Consider the following 24,352-nt stretch of genomic DNA (forward strand, 5'->3'; position numbering starts at 1 on the left):
ACCAGCACCAACTGTACGGCCACCTTCACGGATAGCGAAGCGTAAACCTTCGTCCATCGCGATTGGGCAGATTAACTCTACAGTCATCTTGATGTTGTCACCAGGCATTACCATTTCTACGCCTTCTGGTAACTGTACGTCACCTGTTACGTCAGTTGTACGGAAGTAGAACTGTGGACGGTAACCTTTGAAGAAAGGAGTGTGACGACCACCTTCATCTTTAGAAAGTACGTATACTTCTGAAGTGAATTTAGTGTGTGGCTTGATTGAACCAGGCTTACAAAGTACTTGACCACGCTCAACGTCTTCACGCTTAGTACCACGTAGTAGTGCACCGATGTTCTCACCCGCACGACCTTCGTCTAGAAGCTTACGGAACATCTCAACACCTGTACAAGTTGTCTTCGTAGTTTCTTTGATACCTACGATTTCAACTTCGTCATTCACGTTGATGATACCAGCTTCAACACGGCCAGTTACAACAGTACCACGACCTTGGATTGAGAATACGTCTTCGATAGGCATGATGAATGGCTTATCGATGTCACGCTCTGGCTCTGGGATGTATGAATCTAGCGCTTCTGCTAGTTCAATGATTTTCGCTTCCCATTGCTCTTCGCCTTCTAGTGCTTTAAGAGCAGAACCTTGGATTAGAGGTAAGTCGTCACCTGGGAAATCGTACTCAGAAAGAAGTTCACGAACTTCCATTTCTACTAGCTCAAGTAGCTCTTCGTCATCAACCATGTCACATTTGTTCATGAATACGATGATGTAAGGTACGCCAACCTGACGAGAAAGTAGGATGTGCTCACGAGTTTGTGGCATAGGACCGTCAGTCGCAGCAACTACTAGGATTGCGCCGTCCATTTGAGCAGCACCAGTGATCATGTTTTTAACATAATCGGCGTGTCCTGGACAGTCTACGTGTGCGTAGTGACGAGTTGGAGTATCGTACTCAACGTGTGAAGTTGAGATTGTGATACCACGCTCACGCTCTTCTGGAGCGTTATCGATTGATGCGAAGTCTTTAGCTTGACCACCGTATGCTTTCGCAAGTACGTTTGTGATTGCTGCTGTTAGAGTTGTTTTACCGTGGTCAACGTGGCCGATTGTACCAACGTTTACGTGCGGTTTTACGCGTTCAAACTTTTCTTTTGCCATCTTAAAAAATTCCTATAAAGAAATTAACGCCTGACCCACTATTGGGCCAGACAAGCTAAATCATATAACAGCGCGAGCTGCAATTATTGCATCTGCAACATTCTTAGCGGCTTCTGCATACTTCAAAAACTCCATAGAGTAAGATGCACGGCCTTGTGTTGCAGATCGCAGATCAGTTGCATAACCAAACATTTCAGAAAGTGGTACTTGCGCATTAATTTGCTTAAGACCACCGAATGCTTCTTCCATGCCTTCGATCATGCCGCGGCGACGGTTTAAGTCACCAACTACATCACCCATGTTTTCTTCAGGAGTGATAACTTCAACCTTCATTACTGGCTCAAGAAGAGCTGGGTTTGCTTCAAGCGCACCTTTCTTCATTGCCATTGAACCTGCAATTTTAAATGCCATCTCATTCGAGTCTACATCATGGAATGAACCATCAAATAGAGTCGCTTTAACGCCAAGTAATGGGTAGCCTGCCAGCACACCTTGAGCCATTTGCTCTTGGATGCCTTTATCTACCGCAGGGATGTATTCTTTCGGAACCGCACCACCAACAACTTCGTTAACGAACTCGTAAATTGGCGCATCATTTTCCGAAATATCCATCGGTTCAAGTTTAAGCCAGACGTGACCATATTGACCACGACCACCTGATTGACGTACGAACTTCCCTTCAACTTCAACAGCTGAACGGATAGCTTCACGGTATGCTACCTGCGGCTTACCAACGTTACATTCAACACTGAATTCACGCTTCATACGGTCGACAATGATATCAAGGTGAAGTTCACCCATACCAGAAATAATAGTCTGGCCTGATTCTTCGTCAGTTTGTACTCTGAAAGACGGATCTTCTGCCGCTAGTTTACCTAACGCGATACCCATCTTATCTTGGTCAGCGATTGTGCGAGGCTCAACCGCAACAGAGATAACTGGCTCTGGGAACTCCATACGCTCAAGCGTAATGATTGAGTTCGGATCACACAGTGTCTCACCTGTTGTTACGTCTTTAAGACCAATAGCCGCTGCGATGTCGCCTGCGTAGACTACTTTGATCTCTTCACGTGAGTTTGAATGCATCTGAACGATACGACCAAGTCGCTCACGCTTACTTTTAACTGGGTTGTATACCGCGTCACCCTGTTTAACAGTACCAGAGTAAACACGGAAGAAGGTCAAGGTGCCAACGAACGGGTCTGTCGCAATCTTAAAAGCAAGCGCGGCAAACGGTGCGTTGTCATCAGCAGGACGCTCTTCCTCAGTACCATCTTCAACGATACCTTGGATTTGTTTCACTTGTGTTGGTGCAGGCATATATTCGATAACAGCATCAAGCACAGCTTGAACACCCTTATTTTTAAATGCACTACCACACGTCATTGGAACAATTTCGTTTGCTAATGTACGCTGACGTAAAGCTGCTTTAATTTCAGCTTCAGTCAGGTCTTCACCTTCTAGATATTTATCCATTAGCTCTTCTGATGCTTCAGCAGCGCTCTCAACCATGTGAGAACGCCATTCTTCTGCAAGCTCCAGAAGCTCAGCCGGAATTGCCTCATAAGAGAAAGTCATGCCTTGATCTTCAGCATTCCAGTTAATGGCTTTCATCTTAATAAGGTCAATAACACCTTTAAAGTCGTCTTCAGCACCAATTGGTAGCTGAATTGGAACAGGAGTTGCTCCAAGACGAGATTTCACCTGGCTAACCACAGTTAAGAAGTCAGCGCCAGTGCGATCCATTTTGTTTACGAAGATCATGCGAGGAACTTCGTATTTGTTCGCTTGACGCCAAACTGTCTCAGTTTGCGGCTGTACACCAGATGAAGCACAAAGAACAACTACCGCACCATCTAGTACGCGTAAAGAACGCTCTACTTCGATAGTGAAATCTACGTGTCCTGGAGTATCAATAATATTGATACGGTGGTCGTCAAATTGAGCGTCCATCCCTTTCCAGAAACACGTTGTTGCAGCAGAAGTGATTGTGATACCACGCTCTTGTTCCTGCTCCATCCAATCCATAGTTGCAGCACCATCATGAACTTCACCGATCTTATGAGAAAGACCCGTGTAGAACAGAACACGTTCTGTTGTGGTGGTTTTACCTGCATCTACGTGAGCGCAAATACCGATATTGCGATAGCGCTCAAGTGGAGTTGTACGTGCCATATGATCCTCTTAAAGGTTAAGGGCAGATTACCAACGGTAATGAGCGAATGCTTTATTCGCTTCAGCCATACGGTGAACGTCTTCACGTTTCTTAACCGCAGTGCCTTTGTTGTCAGCAGCGTCAACGATTTCTTGAGCTAAACGTAAGCCCATAGATTTTTCGCCACGCTTACGTGCAGCGTCAACTAACCAACGCATACCTAATGCGTTGCGACGTACTGGACGTACTTCAACTGGTACTTGGTACGTTGAACCACCAACACGGCGAGATTTAACCTCTACCTGTGGGCGAACGTTTTCAAGTGCAGCTTCAAAGATTTCAAGGTGCGACTTGCCTGATTTCTCAGCAGCCACGTCTAACGCACCATAAACGATTTTTTCAGCAGTAGATTTCTTGCCGTCTAACATTACTACGTTAACGAATTTAGCAAGAAGTTCCGATCCGAACTTAGGATCTGGAAGAATTTTACGTTGACCTATTACGCGTCTTCTAGGCATTTTGTATCTCCGGTATCTTCAGGTTTGCTCTTTTAGAGTCAACACCCAAAACAATTAATTTAAAAATTTAGTGCTTGGCCTTACTAACGGAGAACCATTAGCCCTTAGGGCGTTTAGCACCGTATTTAGAACGAGCTTGACGACGGTCGCTAACGCCTGCACAGTCAAGTGCACCACGTACAGTGTGGAAACGCACACCTGGTAAGTCTTTAACACGACCACCACGGATTAGGATTACACTGTGCTCTTGTAGGTTGTGGCCTTCACCACCAATGTAAGATGTTACTTCGAAACCGTTCGTTAAACGAACACGCGCTACTTTACGTAATGCAGAGTTTGGTTTCTTAGGTGTAGTTGTATATACACGAGTACATACACCACGCTTTTGCGGACACGCTTTAAGTGCAGCTGAGTTACTTTTAGTAACCTTGCTACGACGTGGCTTACGCACTAGCTGGTTAATAGTTGCCATTTAAATAGCTCCTGAAATTAAAATTACTACTGAAAAATAAAAAAATCCGCCCTGTTTACATGCTCGTTACAAAACGTGCAGGCAAATGGGTGGCGGAATTTTAATGAGCAAAGTTTAACCTGTCAACCTTAACTCATCGTAAGGCAGCAGATTACTGCCTCACGATTTCTTAATCTATTGATTAAGCTGAGATTATTGGTTTCCAGAGATATCTGCGTTAAGTGCGTCAGTTAGTGCTTGAGTTGCCTCTTCAGCGCTTACTGTTTGCTCTTCAACGATTTCACCTTGCTTGCGACGGTTCAAACGGTCTTGGTGATACGCAAAGCCTGTACCAGCTGGGATCAGACGACCCACGATTACGTTCTCTTTCAGACCACGAAGCTCATCGCTCTTACCATTTACAGCTGCTTCAGTTAGGACACGTGTAGTTTCCTGGAACGATGCTGCAGAAATGAAAGATTCTGTTGCAAGTGACGCTTTAGTGATACCCATTAATTGGATTTCAAACTTCGCTGGGATCTTGCCTTGTTTCTCAAGTTCACGGTTCGCGATATTAACGCGTGCCACTTCAACTTGTTCACCGGCTAAGAACTCAGTGTCACCGCCGTCAAGGATGATACATTTACGTAGCATCTGACGAATGATTGTCTCAATGTGCTTGTCATTGATCTTAACGCCTTGCAAGCGGTAAACCTCTTGCACTTCGTTAACGATGTAGTTAGCTACATGAGTTACACCACGTAGGCGTAAGATGTCATGTGGTGATTCTGGACCATCGGCGATAACCTCACCTTTAGACACTTGCTCACCTTCGAACACGTTAAGTTGACGCCATTTAGGGATCATCTCTTCGTATGCGTCACCCTCAGCTGGAGTGATTACAAGACGCTTCTTACCTTTTGTTTCTTTACCGAAGCTGATAGTACCTGTGATTTCTGCAAGGATTGCAGGATCTTTCGGCTTACGTGCTTCGAATAAGTCAGCTACGCGAGGTAGACCACCCGTGATATCACGAGTTTTCGAACCTTCTTGCGGAATACGTGCAAGTACGTCACCTGGGTTTGCAGTTGCGCCGTCTGTTACTTCAATCGTTGTGAATGAAGGTAGACGTGTTTCTTGCAGACCACGCTCATCGCTTTCGATGATTAGTTTAGGTTCTTTCGCATTCGCTTTACCTAAGTCTTTAACAACCACACGTGTTAAACCAGTTAACTCGTCTGTTTGTGCTTCGGTATTTGAGTCATCAATGTCGCTGAACGAGATTTTTGACTTGTGCTCAAGAACGATTGGGTGACTATGCGGATCCCAAGTTGCAACGATATCGTTACCTTGAACTTCTGCATTATCTTGTACAGTTAACACCGCACCGTAAGGAACTTTATAACGCTCTTTCTCACGACCAAAGCTATCAATGATAGTGATCTCTGTTGAACGAGACGTGATAACAATCTTACCGTCTGTGTTTAATACGTACTTCGCATTGTGTAACTTCAATGTACCGTTAGTTTTAACTTGTACACTGTTTTCAGCAGACGCTCGAGACGCCGCACCACCGATGTGGAAGGTACGCATCGTAAGCTGTGTACCCGGCTCACCGATTGATTGTGCCGCGATAACACCTACTGATTCACCTGGGTTGATGATGTGGCCACGCGCAAGGTCACGACCGTAACACTTAGCACATACACCAAAGTCATTATCACAAGTGATTACTGAACGAACGCGTACTTCATCCACTGAGTGCTCTTCTAAAAGGTCACACAGTTTTTCGTCAAGCATGATGTTACGCTCAACAAGTACTTCGTTTGTACCAGGGATTAATACATCTTCAGCAACAACACGACCAAGAACACGTTCACGAAGTGCTTCTACAACGTCACCACCTTCGATAAGCGGTTTCATTGTTAAGCCATCTTCTGTGCCACAATCGTCTTCATTGATTACTAAGTCTTGTGCAACGTCTACTAGACGACGCGTTAAGTAACCCGAGTTTGCTGTTTTAAGTGCTGTATCGGCAAGACCTTTACGCGCACCGTGCGTCGAGATGAAGTACTGTAGTACGTTTAGACCTTCACGGAAGTTCGCCGTGATTGGTGTCTCGATGATTGAACCATCTGGACGTGCCATTAGACCACGCATACCCGCTAACTGACGGATCTGAGCGGCGCTACCACGTGCACCTGAGTCTGCCATCATAAACACTGAGTTGAATGAAGATTGCTCTTCTTCTTCGCCTTTCGCGTTGATTACAGTGTCTTTTGATAAGTTCGCCATCATCTCACGTGATAAGTTTTCATTTACACGTGACCAGATATCGATAACTTTGTTGTACTTTTCACCAGCCGTTACAAGACCTGATTGGAATTGTTGGTTGATTTCAGTTACTTCAGCTTCCGCTGATTCAATGATTTCTGCTTTAACCGGTGGGATAACTAGGTCATCGATACCGATTGAAACACCTGACTTCATTGCGTAGTGGAAACCGGTGTACATTACTTGGTCAGCAAAGATAACGGTATCTTTAAGACCTAGACGACGGTAACACTCGTTTAATAAGCCAGAAATTTGTTTCTTACCTAGGGCTTGGTTGATTAACTCAAACGGCATGCCTTTAGGTAGGATTAGTGAAAGAATCGCACGACCTACTGTTGTTTCAACAATAGATACTTGCTCAACTGTTTCACCATCTTCATTGCTGATTGTCTCGCTGATACGTACTTTTACGCGTGCATGTAACTCAGCGTTACCGCTGCGGTATGCTTTTTCAGCTTCTTTAGGATCTTTAAATACAATACCTTCGCCTTTCGCATTGATACGATCACGAGTCATGTAGTAAAGACCTAATACAACGTCCTGTGAAGGAACGATGATTGGCTCACCATTCGCTGGAGATAGGATGTTGTTAGTAGACATCATTAGAGCACGTGCTTCTAACTGTGCTTCAAGCGTTAACGGTACGTGTACCGCCATTTGGTCACCATCGAAGTCAGCGTTGTACGCCGCACAAACTAATGGGTGTAAATGGATCGCTTTACCTTCGATAAGCACAGGCTCGAACGCTTGGATACCCAAACGGTGAAGTGTTGGTGCACGGTTAAGTAATACTGGATGTTCACGAATTACTTCGTCTAATACATCCCATACTTCTGCTACTTCACGCTCAACCATCTTCTTCGCAGCTTTGATAGTCGTAGCCATGCCGCGACGCTCTAGTTTGCCGTAGATAAATGGTTTGAATAGCTCAAGTGCCATCTTCTTAGGAAGACCACACTGGTGTAGTTTAAGCGTAGGACCTACTGTGATTACAGAACGGCCTGAGTAATCTACACGTTTACCAAGTAAGTTCTGACGGAAACGACCTTGCTTACCTTTGATCATATCAGCAAGCGATTTAAGAGGACGTTTGTTAGAACCTGTGATCGCACGACCGCGACGACCGTTATCAAGTAGCGCATCTACCGCTTCTTGTAACATACGTTTTTCGTTGCGTACGATAATGTCTGGTGCTGCTAGATCTAATAGACGCTTAAGACGGTTATTACGGTTAATAACACGACGGTAAAGGTCATTCAGATCAGAAGTCGCAAAACGACCACCGTCTAGTGGTACTAATGGACGTAGATCAGGCGGAAGTACAGGAAGTACTGTCATGATCATCCACTCAGGGTTGTTACCTGATTGGTGGAAAGATTCCATTAATTTAAGACGTTTAGTGATCTTCTTACGCTTAGTTTCAGAGTTAATTGTTGGTAACTCTTCACGCATTTCAGCAATTAATTGGCCAAGATCAAGTTCACGAAGCAAGTCTAAAACTGCTTCCGCACCCATCTTCGCTTCAAACTCATCACCGTGCTCTTCTAGTGCATCTAGGTACTCTTCTTCACCTAAAAGTTGACCACGCTCAAGCGTTGTCATACCAGGCTCAGTTACAACGAATGATTCGAAGTAAAGTACGCGCTCGATGTCACGAAGTGTCATGTCTAGCATTAAGCCGATACGTGACGGTAATGATTTTAAGAACCAAATGTGCGCAACTGGGCTCGCAAGCTCAATGTGACCCATACGGTCACGACGCACTTTAGTAAGCGTTACTTCAACGCCACACTTTTCACAAATAACACCACGGTGCTTAAGGCGCTTATATTTACCACATAAACACTCATAATCTTTCACTGGGCCGAAGATACGGGCACAGAATAAGCCGTCGCGCTCAGGCTTGAAAGTACGGTAGTTGATTGTCTCAGGTTTCTTTACTTCACCGTATGACCATGAACGAACCATATCTGGCGAAGCAAGACCAATGCGAATTGCATCGAATTCTTCGGTCTTATTTTGTTGCTTCAGAAACTTAAGTAAGTCTTTCACCTTAGCTCTCCTGTCGGAGGTTAATCTTGAGGGCGAACCAATCGCCCCTACATTCTATTCGGCCTAACAGGTGCGGCTTACGCCGCACCTAAATGGCTTAATTTTCTTCCAACTCGATGTTGATACCCAGTGAGCGGATTTCTTTCAACAATACGTTGAACGATTCTGGCATACCTGGTTCCATCTTATGGTTACCATCTACGATGTTCTTATACATCTTAGTACGACCGTTCACGTCATCCGATTTCACTGTTAGCATTTCTTGTAGAGTATATGCAGCACCGTAAGCTTCTAGTGCCCACACCTCCATCTCACCGAAACGCTGGCCACCGAACTGAGCTTTACCACCCAGCGGCTGCTGAGTAACAAGGCTGTAAGAACCAGTTGAACGTGCGTGCATCTTGTCATCAACCAAGTGGTTAAGTTTCAGCATGTACATGTAACCAACAGTTACTTGACGTTCAAACTGATCGCCAGTACGGCCATCATAAAGTGTAACTTGACCGCTTCTTGGATAACCACCAAGCTCTAGTAAGTCTTTGATTTCGCTTTCACGAGCACCATCAAAGGCAGGAGTTGCGATCGGTAAACCACCTTTCAAGTTTTCAGCTAAGCGACGAACTTCATCATCAGAGAATGAGTCGATATCGACTTTCTGACGACAATCACCTAATTCGTAAACTTTCTTAACGAAGCTACGGATTTCGTGCAGTTCACGCTGCTCTTTCATCATTTCTTCTAAGCGCTCACCCACACCACGTGCAGCAAGACCCATGTGAGTTTCTAGGATCTGACCGATGTTCATACGTGATGGTACACCTAGCGGGTTCAGAACGATGTCTACCGTACGACCTTTGTCATCGTATGGCATATCTTCTACTGGTACGATAGTCGAGATAACACCTTTGTTACCGTGACGACCCGCCATCTTATCACCCGGTTGGATACGACGTTTAACAGCTAGGTATACTTTAACAATCTTAAGTACGCCTGGTGCTAAGTCATCACCTTGAGTGATCTTACGACGTTTGTTTTCAAACTTCTTATCGTATTCAGCTTTAAGCTCATCGTACTGAGCTGCTAGTTGCTCAAGCTCAGCTTGCTTGTCTTCTTCAGCAAGGCTTTGAGTAAGTAGCTTGTCAGCATTTAATGCTGCAACTGAGTCAGCGTTCAGACCAGCGTCAACAAGTAACTTACGAGCACGCTCTAATACGCCTGCTTCTAAGATACGGAACTCTTCGTTGAAGTCTTTCTTCGCTTCGCGAAGCTGCATGTCTTCAACTTCTAACGCACGCTTATCTTTTTCAACACCGTCACGGGTGAAAACTTGTACGTCGATTACAGTACCAGTTACAGAGTTTGGTACACGTAAAGAGCTGTCTTTAACGTCTGACGCTTTCTCACCGAAGATAGCACGTAGTAGCTTTTCTTCAGGTGTTAATTGCGTTTCGCCTTTCGGAGTCACTTTACCTACTAGGATATCGCCGCCTTTAACTTCAGCACCGATATATACAACGCCTGATTCATCAAGCTTGCCTAGTGCAGATTCACCAACGTTAGGGATATCTGCTGTGATCTCTTCTGGACCTAATTTAGTATCACGTGCGATACATTGTAGCTCTTGAATGTGGATAGTCGTTAGACGATCTTCTTGAACTACGCGCTCTGATAATAGGATTGAATCCTCGAAGTTATAACCGTTCCATGGCATGAATGCCACGCGAAGGTTTTGACCAAGTGCTAAGTCACCAAGGTCAGTCGAAGGACCATCTGCTAATACGTCACCACGTGTTACCGGCTCACCAACCATACAAGTTGGTTTTTGGTTAATACATGTATTTTGGTTTGAGCGTGTGTATTTAGTTAAGTTGTAAATATCGATGCCCGCTTCACCAGGGATGCGCTCTTCTTCATTTACATTAACAACGATGCGGCTCGCATCGGCATACATTACTTCACCGCCACGCTTAGCAACGATAGTTACACCAGAATCTTTTGCTAGTGTAAGCTCGATACCTGTACCTACAAGCGGTTTATCCGCGATTAGTGTTGGTACTGCTTGACGTTGCATGTTTGAACCCATCAATGCACGGTTAGCATCATCGTGTTCTAGGAACGGGATAAGTGCTGCCGCTACAGAGATCACCTGCTGTGGTGATACGTCCATATATTGTTGGTCCATTTTGCCCATAAAGGTTGATTCACCTTTGTGACGACATGGAATTAGTTCATCAACAAACTCATTGTTTTCGTCTAGGTTCGTGTTCGCCTGTGCGATTACGAACTGACCTTCTTCAATAGCTGATAGGTAATCTACTTCATCAGTTACTACACCGTTTACCACTTTGCGGTAAGGTGTTTCTAAGAAACCATAGTCGTTTGTACGTGCGTACGTAGACAATGAGTTAATTAGACCGATGTTTGGACCCTCAGGCGTTTCGATTGGACATACACGACCATAGTGAGTTACGTGAACGTCTCGAACCTCGAAGCCAGCGCGTTCACGTGTTAAACCACCCGGACCTAATGCAGAAATACGACGCTTGTGCGTTACTTCTGAAAGCGGGTTATTTTGGTCCATGAACTGTGATAACTGAGATGAACCGAAGAACTCTTTAACCGCTGCCGAAATAGGCTTAGCGTTAATAAGATCTTGTGGCATTACAGCGTCAAGGTCACCTAAGCTTAAACGCTCACGTACAGCACGTTCTACACGTACTAGACCAACGCGGAATTGGTTCTCAGCCATTTCGCCAACACTACGGATACGACGGTTGCCTAAGTGGTCGATATCATCAACATCGCCAACACCGTTACGAATAGCGATAAGCACTTTCATAACAGCTACGATGTCTTCTTTCGATAATGTACCTGGGCCTGTATCTGAGTCATAACCTACACGGCTATTGAACTTCATACGACCAACTGTTGATAAATCGTAACGCTCATCAGAGAAGAACAAGTTATCAAATAAGGCTTCAGCCGCGTCTTTCGTCGGTGGCTCGCCTGGGCGCATCATGCGATAAATTTCTACTAATGCTTCTAAACGGTTGCTTGTTGTGTCGATACGTAATGTATCTGACATGTAGGCGCCGCTGTCCACTTCGTTGATATATAATGTATCAATCTTAGTGTGACCTGCTTTAACCAATTCAGCCATTAGCTCAAGTGATAGCTCATCATTCGCGTTTGCGATGATCTCACCCGTTGACTCGTCAACGTAGTTTCTAGCTACAACACGACCAATGATGTACTCATGTGGTACTTCTAATTGGTTAATACCTTTTTTCTCGATGTTCTTGATGTGACGCGCAGTAATACGACGACCCGCTTCAACAAGGACTTCACCGTCATCGCTCTTGATATCAAAAGCGGCAGTTTCACCACGTAAACGTGAAGGTACAAGTTCCATAAGAACTTTACCGTCAGTTACTTCAAACGCAGTAGTATCGAAGAAGATATCTAGGATTTCTTCTGTAGAGAACTCTAGTGCACGTAAGATGATAGACGCCGGTAATTTACGACGACGGTCAATACGTACATATAGGTTATCTTTTGCATCAAACTCGAAGTCTAACCATGAACCACGGTAAGGAATTACACGCGCGTTATAAAGTACTTTACCTGACGAGTGAGTTTTACCGCGGTCGTTATCAAAGAATACACCAGGGCTACGGTGTAGCTGAGAAACGATAACACGCTCTGTACCATTGATTACAAAGGTACCGGTATCAGTCATGAGCGGAATTTCGCCCATGTAAACTTCTTGCTCTTTAATGTCTTTAACTGTGCCTGGTGCTTCTTTATCCATCACCACAAGACGCAATTTTACGCGAAGTGGAGCAGAATAAGTCACACCGCGAATTTGACATTCTTTTACATCGAATACTGGCTCACCAATACGATAACTTACGTATTGAAGCTCAGAATTTCCCGAGTAGCTTTTGATCGGAAACACAGAACGGAAAGCAGCTTCCAAACCGTGATCGCCATCAGCGTCAGGGACTAAGAATTTTTTAAACGATTCTAACTGCGTTGACAGTAAGAAAGGTATATCCAAAACTTGTGGACGTTTACCAAAATCCTTACGGATACGTTTCTTTTCAGAATAAGAGTAAGCCATGGGGTTCCTCAGCTTGCTGATCTTTGACCCGACCTGTTCTAGTAAGAACAGACTTAACTGGCATCTATGCCAAGATGTACAACATTAAATTGTTGTTCTATTTTGCTCTGCCACTTTCAATACCGATTTCGATAACAACTTGAAAGTAAAGAGAAAATTAGATTTTATTTGCGCTACAGGAATGCATCGCTCTATAGCGCAAAAAGGCCGGTGATTAAATAATCACCAGCCCTTGCCTGATTTCTCAGGCAGCGAACCTAGCGTAAGCTAGATTACTTGATCTCAACTTGAGCACCAGCTTCTTCAAGCTCTTTCTTAAGTGCTTCAGCTTCTTCTTTAGATACACCTTCTTTGATAGGTGCAGGAGCTGATTCAACAAGTGCTTTAGCTTCTTTAAGGCCAAGACCAGTTGCGCCACGTACAGCTTTGATAGCTGCAACCTTGTTAGCGCCAGCGCCAGCAAGGATTACGTCGAACTCAGTCTTCTCTTCAGCAGCTTCAGCAGCTGGACCAGCAACAACAGCAGCAGCTGCAGTTACGCCGAATTTTTCTTCCATTGCTTCAACTAGAGCAACAACGTCCATTACTGACATTTCAGCAATAGCATCAAGGATTTGGTCTTTAGTTACAGACATTACAAATTTCCTAATTATTACGGACTAATTTTAGTCCAAAAAAAATATTACACCGAAAGTGAACAAAAAAACAGCTTAAAATTAAGCAGCTTGCTCTTCTTTCTGTACACGTACTGCTTCAATTGTTTTACACAATTTACCTGCAGACGCTTCTTTCATAGCGCTCATTAAGCGTGCAACAGCTTCGTCGTAAGTAGGTAGAGTTGCTAGCATAGCTGCGTCTACTACGTTACCTTCAAATGCAGCCGTCTTAACTTCGAATTTCTCGTTCTTCTTCGCGAATTCTTTAAAAATACGCGCAGCAGCACCTGGGTGCTCTGAAGAGAAAGCGATTAAGCTTGGACCAACAAATGAATCAGATAGGCACTCAAAATCTGTACCTTCAACAGCACGTTTAGCTAGAGTGTTACGAACAACTTTCATCCATACACCAGCTTCACGAGCTTCTTTACGAAGGGCAGTGATAGCACCAACTGTTACACCACGAGAATCTGCAACAACTGCAGAAAGAGCACCAGTGGCTGCTTCGTTGACTTCAGCAACAATTGCTTTTTTGCCTTGAAGATTTAAAGCCATGGGTGTTACTCCTGGTTTAATGGGTTGCCGATATTGGCTTCCCGGTTCTACTCTTCCCCATCAATGATGGAGATGCTTTTTACGGCGAGAGCCAGAAGATTAGGAAAAATCTATCTGGGGATTCACACCGTCTACGTAGGTAAAAAACTTATTAAGGCCGAAACCACCTACGGTCTTGGACGGAAGCCCAATTTATCGTTTTTACCCGAAGGCATTACGAAATTATGGGCTTCAACCCGAATTCTTTACTTGTTTTGAAATTAACTTTCTCAACAAAATGGCGCAAAATTATAGTTCAAATTTCACGCCATGTAAACTCTTAATTAAGCTACGTTAGTGCTTAAAGAGTTTTGGTCAACAGCAACACCTGCGCCCATTGTTGTAGAGATAGTTACTTTCTTCACGAAAGTACCTTTAGCTTGTGAAGGTTTAGCCTTCTTAAGCGCAACAATAAGAGCTTCAAGGTTTTGTTGAAGTTGCTCAGCAGTGAAATCAACCTTACCGATAGTAGTATGGATGATACCGTTCTTGTCGTTACGGTAACGAACTTGACCTGCTTTCGCGTTTTTAACTGCTTCTGCAACGTTAGGTGTTACAGTACCAGTTTTAGGGTTTGGCATTAGACCACGTGGACCTAAGATTTGACCTAGTTGACCAACAACACGCATAGCGTCTGGAGATGCAACAACAACGTCAAAGTTCATCTCGCCTTTCTTAACTAGTTCAGCAAGATCTTCCATGCCCACTAATTCAGCACCAGCTTCTTTCGCAGCTTCTGCGTTAGCGCCTTGTGTGAATACAGCAACACGAACTTCACGACCAGTACCGTTAGGTAGTACAGTTGCACCACGAACGTTTTGGTCAGATTTACGAGCATCGATACCAAGGTTAACAGCAACGTCAACACTTTCTACGAATTTAGCTGTCGCTAACTCTTTTAAAAGAGCAACTGCTTCGTTGATTTCGTAATCTTTAGTCGCATCCACTTTTTCGCGGATTGTACGCATACGTTTAGTTAATTTTGCCATTATCTTAGTCCTCTACGTTCAAGCCCATCGCACGCGCAGAACCTGCGATAGTGCGAACTGCAGCTTCCATATCAGCTGCTGTAAGGTCAGGTCGTTTTGTCTCAACGATTTCTTCAAGTTGAGCACGTGTAACTGTACCCACTTTTTCAGTGTTAGGACGGCCAGAACCTGATTTGATGCCTGCAGCTTTCTTAAGTAAGTAAGCAGCCGGTGGAGTTTTCATTTCGAACGTGAAAGAACGGTCACCGTAAACAGAGATCACTACAGGAACTGGAGCGCCTTTTTCGATAGATTCTGTACGTGCGTTGAACGCTTTACAGAATTCCATGATGTTTACACCGTGTTGACCTAGTGCTGGACCTACTGGAGGACTAGGGTTAGCCATACCAGCGGCAACTTGTAGCTTGATAATAGCTTCAACTTTTTTAGCCATAATAAATACCTCATTTGGTGGGTCATAGCCTTGTGCGCGCGAGGACGCGTACTCTAACGGCTTCCCAGTTTAAAAATTGGTTCTCACTTTTTAGTGATAAAACAAGTAGCAACTTGCCCTAACACAAAAAGGCCGCTGATTATAAGTTAATCAGCGGCCTTTTTCAAGCGTATTGCCAAAATATTAATCAATTTTGGCAGCTTTAATTTTTTACTTACTTGTCTTGTTCAACTTGACCAAATTCAAGGTCAACTGGCGTTGAACGACCGAAGATAAGAACAGACACTTTCACGCGGCTCTTCTCGTAATCCACTTCTTCAACAACACCGCTGAAGTCAGCAAATGGACCATCGATAACACGTACAACTTCACCTGGCTCAAATAATGTAGCCGGCTTAGGTGCTTCAGCGTTCTCTTGTAAACGATTTAAGATGCGGTCAGCTTCTTTTTGGCTAATTGGCGCTGGACGATCAGACGTACCACCAATGAAGCCCATAACACGTGCAGTGCTATTAACTAAGTGCCAGCTTGCATCGTTCATGTCCATTTGAACTAGTACGTAACCTGGGAAGAATTTACGCTCAGATTTACGCTTTTGACCAGCGCGCATCTCAACCACTTCTTCAGTTGGTACTAATACTTCACCAAAACTATCTTCCAAACCTTCGATCTTGATGTGCTCAAGAATAGTTTGTGCTACACGCTTCTCGTAACCAGAGAAAGCTTGTACTACGTACCAACGTAGTTTCTTTTCGTTCTTCTCATCCGACATGGGATTAGATCTCCAATCCAGTTAAAAAGCCTACTGCGCGGAATAAAATGCCATCTAATCCCCAAAGGATAAGTGCCATAATCACAGTAGCAACCATTACAATTAATGTCGTATGTGTTGTTTCTTGGCGAGTTGGCCACACAACTTTACGTACTTCGATGCGAGACTCTTTTGCAAACGCAAGGAAAGTACGACCTTTTTCAGTTAGTGAGGCAATGCCTAAACCAGCTGCTACAGCAACCACTACACCAATAGCACGTAATAATACAGATTGGTCTGCATACATGTGGTTACCAACGACTGCGCCTGCTAGTAGCGCAATTGCTACAATCCACTTTACTGAATCCATCGCACTTGATGGTGTTTCTACATTCGTGCTCATAATATTTTTACCTTAACTACAGACACAACAACCCTGCGCTCTGGCAGGGTTAATCCATTAAAATCTAAACTTAAAAACTGACTAGTTTAAACCGATTTTTAATTTCAGACTTAACACACATTGTGTAAAAAGTGGCAGGGGCGGAGAGATTCGAACTCCCAACCGTCGGTTTTGGAGACCGCTGTTCTACCAATTGGAACTACGCCCCTGCAAAGTGGATGCCTATTATACTTACGCAATTCATTAACACAAGAGTAAAAGATACCCATTAGTTAAAATCTCATCAGTTCGTTTAAAAATCAATATTAACATTGATTAAAAAGCAGTTTATTATAACCCCATTAAAGGAACAACAAACCCACATGGATCAGTGTGCAGTCGTTAAGAAACCCTATTTACTTCGTCTTTTATAGTCTCTTTCTGTTGTTGAGTCTAAGCACTGCTGCTCGCTCTTTACATCTGAGTACATTCAGTAGTCAGCAAGGGCTCAGTCAAAATTCTATTACGTGCAGTATCACCGACCAGCAAGGGTTTTTATGGTTTGCTACACAAGGAGGCTTAAACCGCTTTGATGGTTATGAGTTTAAGCGTTTCAAAGCTAACAGCGATGATAAAAGCATTTCAGGGAACTGGATCACCGGCTGTGTTAAAGATAGCAAAAACCAGTTGTGGTTTTCGACTGCAAGCAAAGGGCTTAATAGACTTAACCCTAAAACGGGCCAGTTTGAGGTGTTCTCTACACACCATGACATCAGCCTAAGTGAAGATAAAATTTGGTCTATGGCGATAGCTAAAGACGATGTTCTGTGGCTTGGTCACGAAAACGGTAAGTTAACGCGTTTTGATGTATCAAATAATCGCTTTAAACACTTTCACTATAAATCAGCACAACCACTGGTGCGAGACATTGTCATTACGAAACAATTCATTTGGCTTGCCACGGATAAAGGACTTATTTCATTTGACCCAATCACTGAGCAATTTACTCAGCATGCTCAGATCTCTGCACCGCTCTGGCATCTCAAGTTACTAAATAATGAGAAGCTGATCATTGGTGCTAAACAAGGTCTTTATCTATTAAATTTAGCTACGCAAAGTAGTGAGCAAATCGAACAGTTTAATGGTGCTTGGATAACAGACAGCCTTATTGACCAACAGCAAAACCTCTGGCTTACAAGCTATGGGCAAGGACTCTACTTTTTCCCTGCGGGGGCTGATTTACATGGCGAACACAGCCATTACCGCCACGACAAGCAAGACCCCAACGGCTTAAGCAGCGACTACCTTCTATCTCTTAATCAAGACTCTCAAGGTATTATTTGGCTAGGTACCGATGGCTATGGTGTGCACCGCTATGACCCTAAACAACAGCAGTTCTCTCATCAATTAAAAACCTCTCAAGCAAATTCGTTAAGTCATAACTTTGTTCGCTCAATCATTAAAAGAGCCAATGGGGAGGTGTGGATTGGTACCCGTGATGGACTCAATCACAAAACAACGTCGGGTTACCAGCACTTTAAAAACGCACTGCCAAATAACAATATATTTGCCCTTCATGAAGACGCTAACCAGCAGTTGTGGATAGGTACCTACGGAGGCGGGTTAATAAAGTATCAAGATGGTCTTGATGAATTTGCAGTTTTTACCATGCAAAGCCACCAGCTAGCGAGTGACCGTGTTTACGCAATTACCAGCGATAAAACAGGTGCGCTTTGGCTTGGCAGTAACCAGGGCTTAACCCGCTTTGAACCAGCCTCTGCCAAAGTGACTCATTATAAGCACAGTGACACGCAAAATAGCCTTGCCAACAACACTGTATTTACTTTGGCTTATGATAATGAAGAGCATGCACTGTGGATTGGCACTCGGGCTGGGCTCAATAAACTGGATATCGATACGGAGCAATTTACTTTAGTCGATGAACAAGGCTCAGACGAGGCTGGGCTTAGCCATAATATGGTCACCTCTTTGTTGCTGAGTGGCGATCATATTTGGGTTGGCACCATGCAAGGCTTAAATCAAGTCAACACGCATAGCCTCACAGTGAAACAGATTACTGAACAGCAAGGTTTAGCTAACGACAATATTTTTGACATTCTTGCCGATAAACAAGGCATGCTTTGGTTAGCAACCAATGGCGGACTCACTCGCTATAACCCCAGTACGCAGCAAATGCAGCAGTTTCTACCAGAAGACGGTATTCAGCATCAATCATTTATACTGGGTGCGAGCTATCAAGCAGACGATGGCGAATTATTTTTTGGTGGTATTAATGGCTACAATCATTTTTACCCCGAGCAATTAAACTTAACGCACACTCCCCCTACTCCAGTGTTAACTGAGTTATTACTTAATAACCGAGCGATTAAAAGTAACCATTTTGATAAACAAACCAATACGCTTGCAAGTGCGACTCAGACATTCTCGTTTGCCAAGTCAGCTGGGGTTATCGGTTTTAAATTTAGCGCCTTAAAAAACGGCGCGACTCCAAAACATTACCAATATGGCTACAAGCTGGCTGGCTTTGATGAGCAATTTTTATATACCGATGCATCCCTTAGACAAATAAACTATCCGCAGCTGCCTGCTGGTCACTACCAGTTATTGCTAAAAGCAAAAGATCAATATGGGCAATGGAGTGACAGTACACAGCTACTAGCGCTTACGGTTGTGCCTCCTTGGTGGCAAACGAAATTAGCCTACAGTATTTACTTCGTGTTTGCTTTAGCACTGACTTGGCTTGTGTTAAATGCCTTGTACAAGCGCAAACTAGCAGAGCAAGAGAAGCAAACCGAAATTGAGCTAAACAAATTAAAAGATCAATTTTTAGATAACATTAGCCACGAACTCAAAACACCACTTAGCTTAATACTTGCTCCGATCAGTCAGTTGCAGCGAAGCAATGCCGATCCAAAAGCTCAAACGCAATTAGCGAGTATCAAACGAAACTGCCAACGCTTACTTGAGCTCATCAATCAACTTTTACAATTGAGTCAACGCCCAAGCACGGCAATTTACACTGTCAGCCCTTATGCTATTACGCCATTTTTAACTGATTTGGTCGCGGATTTCAGGCCTCTGTTTGAGCAAAAACAGCTGCACTTTAGCTTTACTGACAGCACTTCTAAAGCCTTTAAGATAAACCTTGCACCTGAGCATGCTCACTCGATTTTTAGTAACCTGATAAGCAATGCACTTAAGTACACCCCTGCAGGCGGCACAGTCGCTATTCACCTTAGTGAAGTGCAACAAGCGTTACAGTTCAAAATTACGGATACCGGTGTGGGTATTGCCAGTGAGCATCAGCAGTCGGTTTTTCAGCGCTTTACCCGCGTAGCATCATCTGAACCAGGTAGTGGTATCGGCCTAAGCTTAGTAAAACAGCTCGTTGAACAATACGGTGGCTCTATCAGCGTAAGCAGTAAGTTTGCTGAAGGTAGCAGCTTTACTGTGTCATTACCTATGATTGAACGTGCTGATAATCAAGCAAATAGCGCTATGCAAGTTCATACCTCACAACCAACACTGCTGATTGTTGAAGACAATCAGGAAATGGCTGAACTACTCCTTTGTTTGTTTAATACTGAGTTTAACTGCATGTGTGCAACTGATGGTCAGCAAGCTCTCGACCTTTGCCAGACAGACCTGCCTGACCTCATTATCAGCGATGTGATGATGCCGAATATGGATGGTTATCAACTGTTAGCAGCCCTTCGAGCAAACCCAGCCACCAGCCACATTCCGGTATTATTACTTTCTGCTAAAGCGGACACCCACAGTCGCTTAAAAGGGCTGGATTTATTGGCTGATGACTTCTTAAGTAAGCCTTTTGAACCCACTTTACTGATGAGCAGAGTAAAAGGACTGCTTAATCTGAGACAAATTTTAAACCAGCACCTAACAGCACAACTAGCAGCTCCTCTGAATAGTGATACAGCCGCTGTAACAGTACAAAATAAAGATTATTCCTTCACTGAAAAACTTAAGCAGACAGTACAAGCACACTACCAAGATGAAAGCTTCTCGGTTGAGCAGCTAGCCTCTGAGTTATGTTTAAGCCCCCGTGCGCTGCAACTAAAAATGAAAGCCTTGTACTCACAAACGCCTTCTGATTATTTGCGCAATACTCGCTTAGAGTTTGCAAAAAAACAGCTAATCGATAGCGCGTTAGCAATTGGTCAAATCGCAGAACAAACCGGATTTAGCTCGCAAAGCTATTTTGCCCGAAGCTTTAAGAACTATGTTGGCTTATCACCAAAACAGTATCGAGAAAAACATCAAAAATATGCCGAATTTCGCATCAGTGAATAAAGTTTTCGCCTGAGTGCTATTAATAAAATACTGATTTTTATAGCTTATCCATACAAACGCCAATAACAACAAAGCCCATAGTGCGGCGTTATTTACTGCATGAGATATAAGTTAAGGAAAGTCATATGCTCACCAAAACACACAAAGCGATTTCGATTACGTTACTTGCTGCGGCACTGACTGCATGCCAGAGTACTTCGACAACCACCAGCAATAACAACAGCCCTGATATAAACGAAGTTGCCAAGCAACAATACAATGGCCCTAAAGCTCGTATCGCTGTTGCCCGCTTTACTGACAAATCCAATGATTCGCATTGGTGGCGTAAAGAAATTGGTGAAGGGATGGCTGATCAACTCACAACCGCATTAGTCAGTACCAATCGCTTTATTGTTTTAGAGCGACAAGCACTCGATGCTGTATTATCAGAACAAGACCTTGCTGTATCAGGCCGCGTGAGTGCAGCATCAGGTGCTGTGTATGGTGAAATAGAGGGAGCCGAAATTGTTGTGGTTGCCGCAGTCACAGAGTTCGATGATGACAACTCAGGTACTCGTGTCGGCAGCGGCGGATTTATCGGCGATGTATTTAGCTCTGTATCGGCGGGCTTTTCAAGTTCCCACATGGCAATAGATTTACGCTTAATCGACACGCGAACTTCTCGTATTCTCGCCGCTACCAGCGTTGAAGGTGGCAGCAAAGATTTTGACTTTACATCAGCTGCTACCAATTTTGGTGGTGCACTTGTTGGTGGTAACTTAAGTAGCTGGTCAAACACGCCAAAAGAAAAAGCACTGCGTGAAGTGATCGTAAAAGCCGTTGAGTTTTTAGAATCAAAAGTGCCAACAACTTATTATCGCTATAATAGCGACAACACCATTGCTGCAGGCCATACAGCCCCTGCACCACTAAAAGTAACCGCAGCTGCCGCTCCTGCTAAAGCCCCAGTCGCATCGGTTAGCGTTCCAAATCACAGAATGCCTTACTATGAAAAAACAGACTTAGCGATGTCACGACTGAACTTGGTTTGTTTGGGTTATTTGAAAAGGCAGCCTCACTACGAAGAATATGAAGTAGAAGACGTAGAGTACGATGAAGCAACGGTGCTTGCGCTCACTGAGTATCAGCAAGAAAATAAGCTCAAAGTGACAGGTCTTGCTGATGAGACGACCAAAAAATCTCTTGATGATTCAGGGTGTATTGCCAAAACAAACAAATCAAGTTTAGAAAGCTTTGGCAGTATGTTTAAATTTAACTAAGCAAACTAACAGCCAGTGCTAGCACTGGCTGTTGAAAATCTTAGTTTGTGCCTTTCACCAGTGGTACACCATTGTTACCAACAGGAATATAAACAGTTGTATGGTTAGGTGACTCAGCCATCTTTAACTGCGCATTAATAGCTTCATGTTGTAGATAGTTTGGCGTCAAAGTGGCATTAATAATTTTTTGCGCCTGTGCAATACCTTTCGCTTCTTCTACACGGATCTCAGCATCTTTTCGTGCAATTTCTTTTTGCGTTTCTTTTTCAGACAGTAATTGTTGTGCTGCTAATTTTTTCTCAACAGCATTAGCAACGATAGCCGGATAGTTAATATTTCCCACTACGACATTGGCGAGCTTAAATGGCGTTGGTTCTAAATACGCTTTTAATCGGGCTGTTACTTCTGCAGCTATTTTCTCGCGATTGGTTTTTAACACGCCGCTATCGTATTGCTGAACAATATCACGCACATAAGTTCTAAATGTTTCACGAACAAATCGCGGATACCAATCTTCACCACCGTATTGCTCAACCACCGCTCTGACAGAGCCGCTTTCTATTGAAATGACCGCATGAAAATCAAAACTAATATTTAAGTCATCGTTAGCTAAAATCTTAAATGTTTCAGTATACGTGTTCGGGCGCATATCAATATTAATTACTTGATTGCGCCACAGTGACATGCCGTAGTTAGCTGGGCCAATCATAGTGCCTTGATAACCACCTTCGCCAAACACGCGCGGCTTTTCAAATACGTAACCTTCTTCACCCGCGGGTGTACTTGGGTTAGTACACGCAGTGAGCGATACAGCAACTAACCCTGCTAATGCTAAACTTGGAAAAACACTCGATAGAAGTGTTTGCGTCCCTGAACGTTTAAATTTCATTGTTGTTATCTCATTCCATTATAAAATTTGTAATAACTCACCACGATAAAAATCACATAACAACCAAATTTGTTGAAATGGATGGTGCTTAGGCACATCAAGGTGAGTAAGTACTGACTTAAAATCATCGAGATGCCATATAGTACTGGCATTGCGAATTAATAACCAAGGCTGCGTAGACTCGTAATGTTTTTTGGCTTTTTGTGCCAGCAAGCGATGCAAAGCACAGTGCAAACGTTCGTTACTCGGTGCTAAAGCCATTTCAGCGAGATCGCGTTGCATTGAGATAGACAGAGGCCGACCTAACACCGCCATTGCTTCTGTTTCACTGGCATATAAATGCGCGACTTCAATATCGAGCCGTTCATCACCTTTATAACAACTCACGTCTGGTTTACTCGGCGTGTTATGCCAAATATTACGCATGCTTACGCCAAACTGCTTTTCGTAACAGCGTAAAAACAGCTTTGCTGCGCCATGCTCGAGCGCTATTTTCTCTTGTTCACTTTCACGATTCATTTAATGTTGCATACACATCTTTTAATAACCCAGAAGCGCCAAAACGAAATAGCTCGGGTTGTAAGTACGCTTCACCCATAATTGATTCCGCGAGGGCTAAATACTCAGCAGCATCAGTAACTGTTCTGACCCCGCCCGCCGCTTTAAAACCGACCTTTTTACCACTCGCTTTTATGGTATTTAACATGATGTCAGTTGCAGCTAGCGTTGCATTGACAGCCACTTTACCGGTACTGGTTTTAACAAAATCAGCGCCACCATCAATTGCCAGCTTAGTTGCTGTTGCAATGAGATCATCGCTTAATTCGCCACTTTCGATAATAACTTTAAGTTGCGCTTGGCTGCCACATGCCTCTTTTGACGCTTTGACATACTCTAAAACTTTGCGCTCATCACCGGCGATTAGTGCTTTATAGGGGATCACTAAATCAATTTCATCAGCACCGCGTTCAATGGCAAACAAGGTTTCATTTAGCACTTCCTCTAAAGGCTCATCCCCACCAGGAAAGTTAGTGACGGTAGCCACTTTGACTTGCTGTAATTCACGCTCAGCGAGTGCCAGTTTAGCGTCACTGACAAACTGGCTATATACACAAACCGCTGCAGGAATGCCTAACTTAGGCTCAATACTAGCAACCAAGTTATTAATGGTTTCTGTTGTGTCGCTGTCATTCAGAGTTGTTAAGTCCATCAGTGCCACCGCTTGGGCAGCGCTTGTTTGCATTTTAGTCATAGCTCTTATATTTGTGTTGCC

Annotated in this window: 17 protein-coding genes and 1 tRNA gene; 2 read left to right on the forward strand and 16 right to left on the reverse strand. The window is 43.8% G+C overall.

The features are described from left to right. The 13 genes from tuf to NH153_RS02765 form a co-directional block, all read right to left on the reverse strand. On the reverse strand, positions 1 to 1,161 hold a 1,161-nt coding region (gene tuf, locus NH153_RS02705; protein WP_063700719.1), incomplete at its 3' end, for an elongation factor Tu. 60 nt (positions 1,162 to 1,221) lie between these two features. Further along, positions 1,222 to 3,336: an elongation factor G gene (gene fusA / locus NH153_RS02710; protein WP_063700721.1), complete on the reverse strand. Its 2,115-nt coding sequence runs from the start codon at positions 3,334 to 3,336 to the stop codon at positions 1,222 to 1,224. 27 nt (positions 3,337 to 3,363) lie between these two features. Next, positions 3,364 to 3,834: a 30S ribosomal protein S7 gene (rpsG, locus tag NH153_RS02715; protein ID WP_054554834.1), complete on the reverse strand. Its 471-nt coding sequence runs from the start codon at positions 3,832 to 3,834 to the stop codon at positions 3,364 to 3,366. A gap of 97 nt (positions 3,835 to 3,931) precedes the next feature. After that, a complete protein-coding gene (gene rpsL / locus NH153_RS02720) occupies positions 3,932 to 4,306 on the reverse strand; it encodes a 30S ribosomal protein S12 (protein WP_002958885.1) in 375 nt (124 codons plus the stop codon). 192 nt (positions 4,307 to 4,498) lie between these two features. Further along, positions 4,499 to 8,671: a DNA-directed RNA polymerase subunit beta' gene (rpoC, locus tag NH153_RS02725; protein ID WP_063700723.1), complete on the reverse strand. Its 4,173-nt coding sequence runs from the start codon at positions 8,669 to 8,671 to the stop codon at positions 4,499 to 4,501. 97 nt (positions 8,672 to 8,768) lie between these two features. Next, positions 8,769 to 12,794: a DNA-directed RNA polymerase subunit beta gene (rpoB, locus tag NH153_RS02730; protein WP_063700725.1), complete on the reverse strand. Its 4,026-nt coding sequence runs from the start codon at positions 12,792 to 12,794 to the stop codon at positions 8,769 to 8,771. 272 nt (positions 12,795 to 13,066) lie between these two features. After that, positions 13,067 to 13,429, reverse strand: a complete 363-nt coding sequence (gene rplL, locus NH153_RS02735; protein WP_063700727.1) for a 50S ribosomal protein L7/L12 — start codon at positions 13,427 to 13,429, stop codon at positions 13,067 to 13,069. Between the two features lie 81 nt (positions 13,430 to 13,510). Beyond that, positions 13,511 to 14,005, reverse strand: a complete 495-nt coding sequence (gene rplJ / locus NH153_RS02740) for a 50S ribosomal protein L10 (RefSeq protein ID WP_063700728.1) — start codon at positions 14,003 to 14,005, stop codon at positions 13,511 to 13,513. Positions 14,006 to 14,328: 323 nt separating this feature from the next. After that, on the reverse strand, positions 14,329 to 15,033 hold the full coding sequence (rplA, locus tag NH153_RS02745) for a 50S ribosomal protein L1 (RefSeq protein WP_063700730.1): 705 nt from the start codon (positions 15,031 to 15,033) through the stop codon (positions 14,329 to 14,331). Positions 15,034 to 15,037: 4 nt separating this feature from the next. Then, positions 15,038 to 15,466 carry a 50S ribosomal protein L11 gene (gene rplK, locus NH153_RS02750; RefSeq protein ID WP_063700735.1) on the reverse strand — a complete coding sequence of 143 codons (429 nt, stop codon included), beginning with the start codon at positions 15,464 to 15,466 and terminating at the stop codon, positions 15,038 to 15,040. Between the two features lie 214 nt (positions 15,467 to 15,680). After that, positions 15,681 to 16,238 carry a transcription termination/antitermination protein NusG gene (gene nusG / locus NH153_RS02755; RefSeq protein WP_063700737.1) on the reverse strand — a complete coding sequence of 186 codons (558 nt, stop codon included), beginning with the start codon at positions 16,236 to 16,238 and terminating at the stop codon, positions 15,681 to 15,683. A gap of 4 nt (positions 16,239 to 16,242) precedes the next feature. Further along, entirely contained in the window at positions 16,243 to 16,620 is a 378-nt protein-coding gene (gene secE / locus NH153_RS02760) for a preprotein translocase subunit SecE (RefSeq protein ID WP_063700739.1), read from the reverse strand. A 132-nt stretch (positions 16,621 to 16,752) separates the two neighbouring features. Then, a tRNA-Trp gene (locus NH153_RS02765) sits at positions 16,753 to 16,829 on the reverse strand. A gap of 163 nt (positions 16,830 to 16,992) precedes the next feature. Here NH153_RS02765 and NH153_RS02770 point away from each other — a divergent pair. Both NH153_RS02770 and NH153_RS02775 read left to right on the forward strand, forming a co-directional pair. Continuing rightward, positions 16,993 to 20,931, forward strand: a complete 3,939-nt coding sequence (locus tag NH153_RS02770) for a two-component regulator propeller domain-containing protein (RefSeq protein WP_063700741.1) — start codon at positions 16,993 to 16,995, stop codon at positions 20,929 to 20,931. 125 nt (positions 20,932 to 21,056) lie between these two features. Continuing rightward, positions 21,057 to 22,190 (forward strand): CsgG/HfaB family protein, encoded by a 1,134-nt coding sequence (locus tag NH153_RS02775; RefSeq protein ID WP_063700743.1) that lies wholly within the window; start codon positions 21,057 to 21,059, stop codon positions 22,188 to 22,190. A 40-nt stretch (positions 22,191 to 22,230) separates the two neighbouring features. Here the strand turns inward: NH153_RS02775 and NH153_RS02780 are convergent, their stop codons facing one another. From NH153_RS02780 to deoC, 3 genes are read right to left on the reverse strand one after another with little or no spacing between them, the layout of a single operon-like run. Continuing rightward, a complete protein-coding gene (locus tag NH153_RS02780) occupies positions 22,231 to 23,079 on the reverse strand; it encodes an SPFH domain-containing protein (RefSeq protein WP_063700745.1) in 849 nt (282 codons plus the stop codon). Positions 23,080 to 23,097: 18 nt separating this feature from the next. Beyond that, on the reverse strand, positions 23,098 to 23,598 hold the full coding sequence (locus tag NH153_RS02785; RefSeq protein WP_058586658.1) for a hypothetical protein: 501 nt from the start codon (positions 23,596 to 23,598) through the stop codon (positions 23,098 to 23,100). Further along, positions 23,588 to 24,331 carry a deoxyribose-phosphate aldolase gene (gene deoC, locus NH153_RS02790; protein WP_063700747.1) on the reverse strand — a complete coding sequence of 248 codons (744 nt, stop codon included), beginning with the start codon at positions 24,329 to 24,331 and terminating at the stop codon, positions 23,588 to 23,590. Before deoC ends, NH153_RS02785 begins: the two co-directional genes overlap by 11 nt. Positions 24,332 to 24,352: the final 21 nt, after the last annotated feature.

Origin of the sequence: Pseudoalteromonas gelatinilytica (genome assembly GCF_001641615.1) — a bacterium.
GTDB classification, from domain to species: domain Bacteria; phylum Pseudomonadota; class Gammaproteobacteria; order Enterobacterales; family Alteromonadaceae; genus Pseudoalteromonas; species Pseudoalteromonas gelatinilytica.

Excerpts from the sequence above, each read along its gene's own strand:
- rpsL (WP_002958885.1), bottom strand. The coding sequence starts at position 4,306 with ATGGCAACTATTAACCAGCTAGTGCGTAAGCCACGTCGTAGCAAGGTT.
- NH153_RS02780 (WP_063700745.1), bottom strand. The coding sequence starts at position 23,079 with ATGAAATTTAAACGTTCAGGGACGCAAACACTTCTATCGAGTGTTTTT.
- rplK (WP_063700735.1), bottom strand. The coding sequence starts at position 15,466 with ATGGCTAAAAAAGTTGAAGCTATTATCAAGCTACAAGTTGCCGCTGGT.
- rplJ (WP_063700728.1), bottom strand. The coding sequence starts at position 14,005 with ATGGCTTTAAATCTTCAAGGCAAAAAAGCAATTGTTGCTGAAGTCAAC.
- NH153_RS02775 (WP_063700743.1), top strand. The coding sequence starts at position 21,057 with ATGCTCACCAAAACACACAAAGCGATTTCGATTACGTTACTTGCTGCG.
- rplA (WP_063700730.1), bottom strand. The coding sequence starts at position 15,033 with ATGGCAAAATTAACTAAACGTATGCGTACAATCCGCGAAAAAGTGGAT.
- secE (WP_063700739.1), bottom strand. The coding sequence starts at position 16,620 with ATGAGCACGAATGTAGAAACACCATCAAGTGCGATGGATTCAGTAAAG.
- rpsG (WP_054554834.1), bottom strand. The coding sequence starts at position 3,834 with ATGCCTAGAAGACGCGTAATAGGTCAACGTAAAATTCTTCCAGATCCT.
- deoC (WP_063700747.1), bottom strand. The coding sequence starts at position 24,331 with ATGACTAAAATGCAAACAAGCGCTGCCCAAGCGGTGGCACTGATGGAC.
- nusG (WP_063700737.1), bottom strand. The coding sequence starts at position 16,238 with ATGTCGGATGAGAAGAACGAAAAGAAACTACGTTGGTACGTAGTACAA.
- NH153_RS02785 (WP_058586658.1), bottom strand. The coding sequence starts at position 23,598 with ATGAATCGTGAAAGTGAACAAGAGAAAATAGCGCTCGAGCATGGCGCA.
- rpoB (WP_063700725.1), bottom strand. The coding sequence starts at position 12,794 with ATGGCTTACTCTTATTCTGAAAAGAAACGTATCCGTAAGGATTTTGGT.
- rplL (WP_063700727.1), bottom strand. The coding sequence starts at position 13,429 with ATGTCTGTAACTAAAGACCAAATCCTTGATGCTATTGCTGAAATGTCA.
- fusA (WP_063700721.1), bottom strand. The coding sequence starts at position 3,336 with ATGGCACGTACAACTCCACTTGAGCGCTATCGCAATATCGGTATTTGC.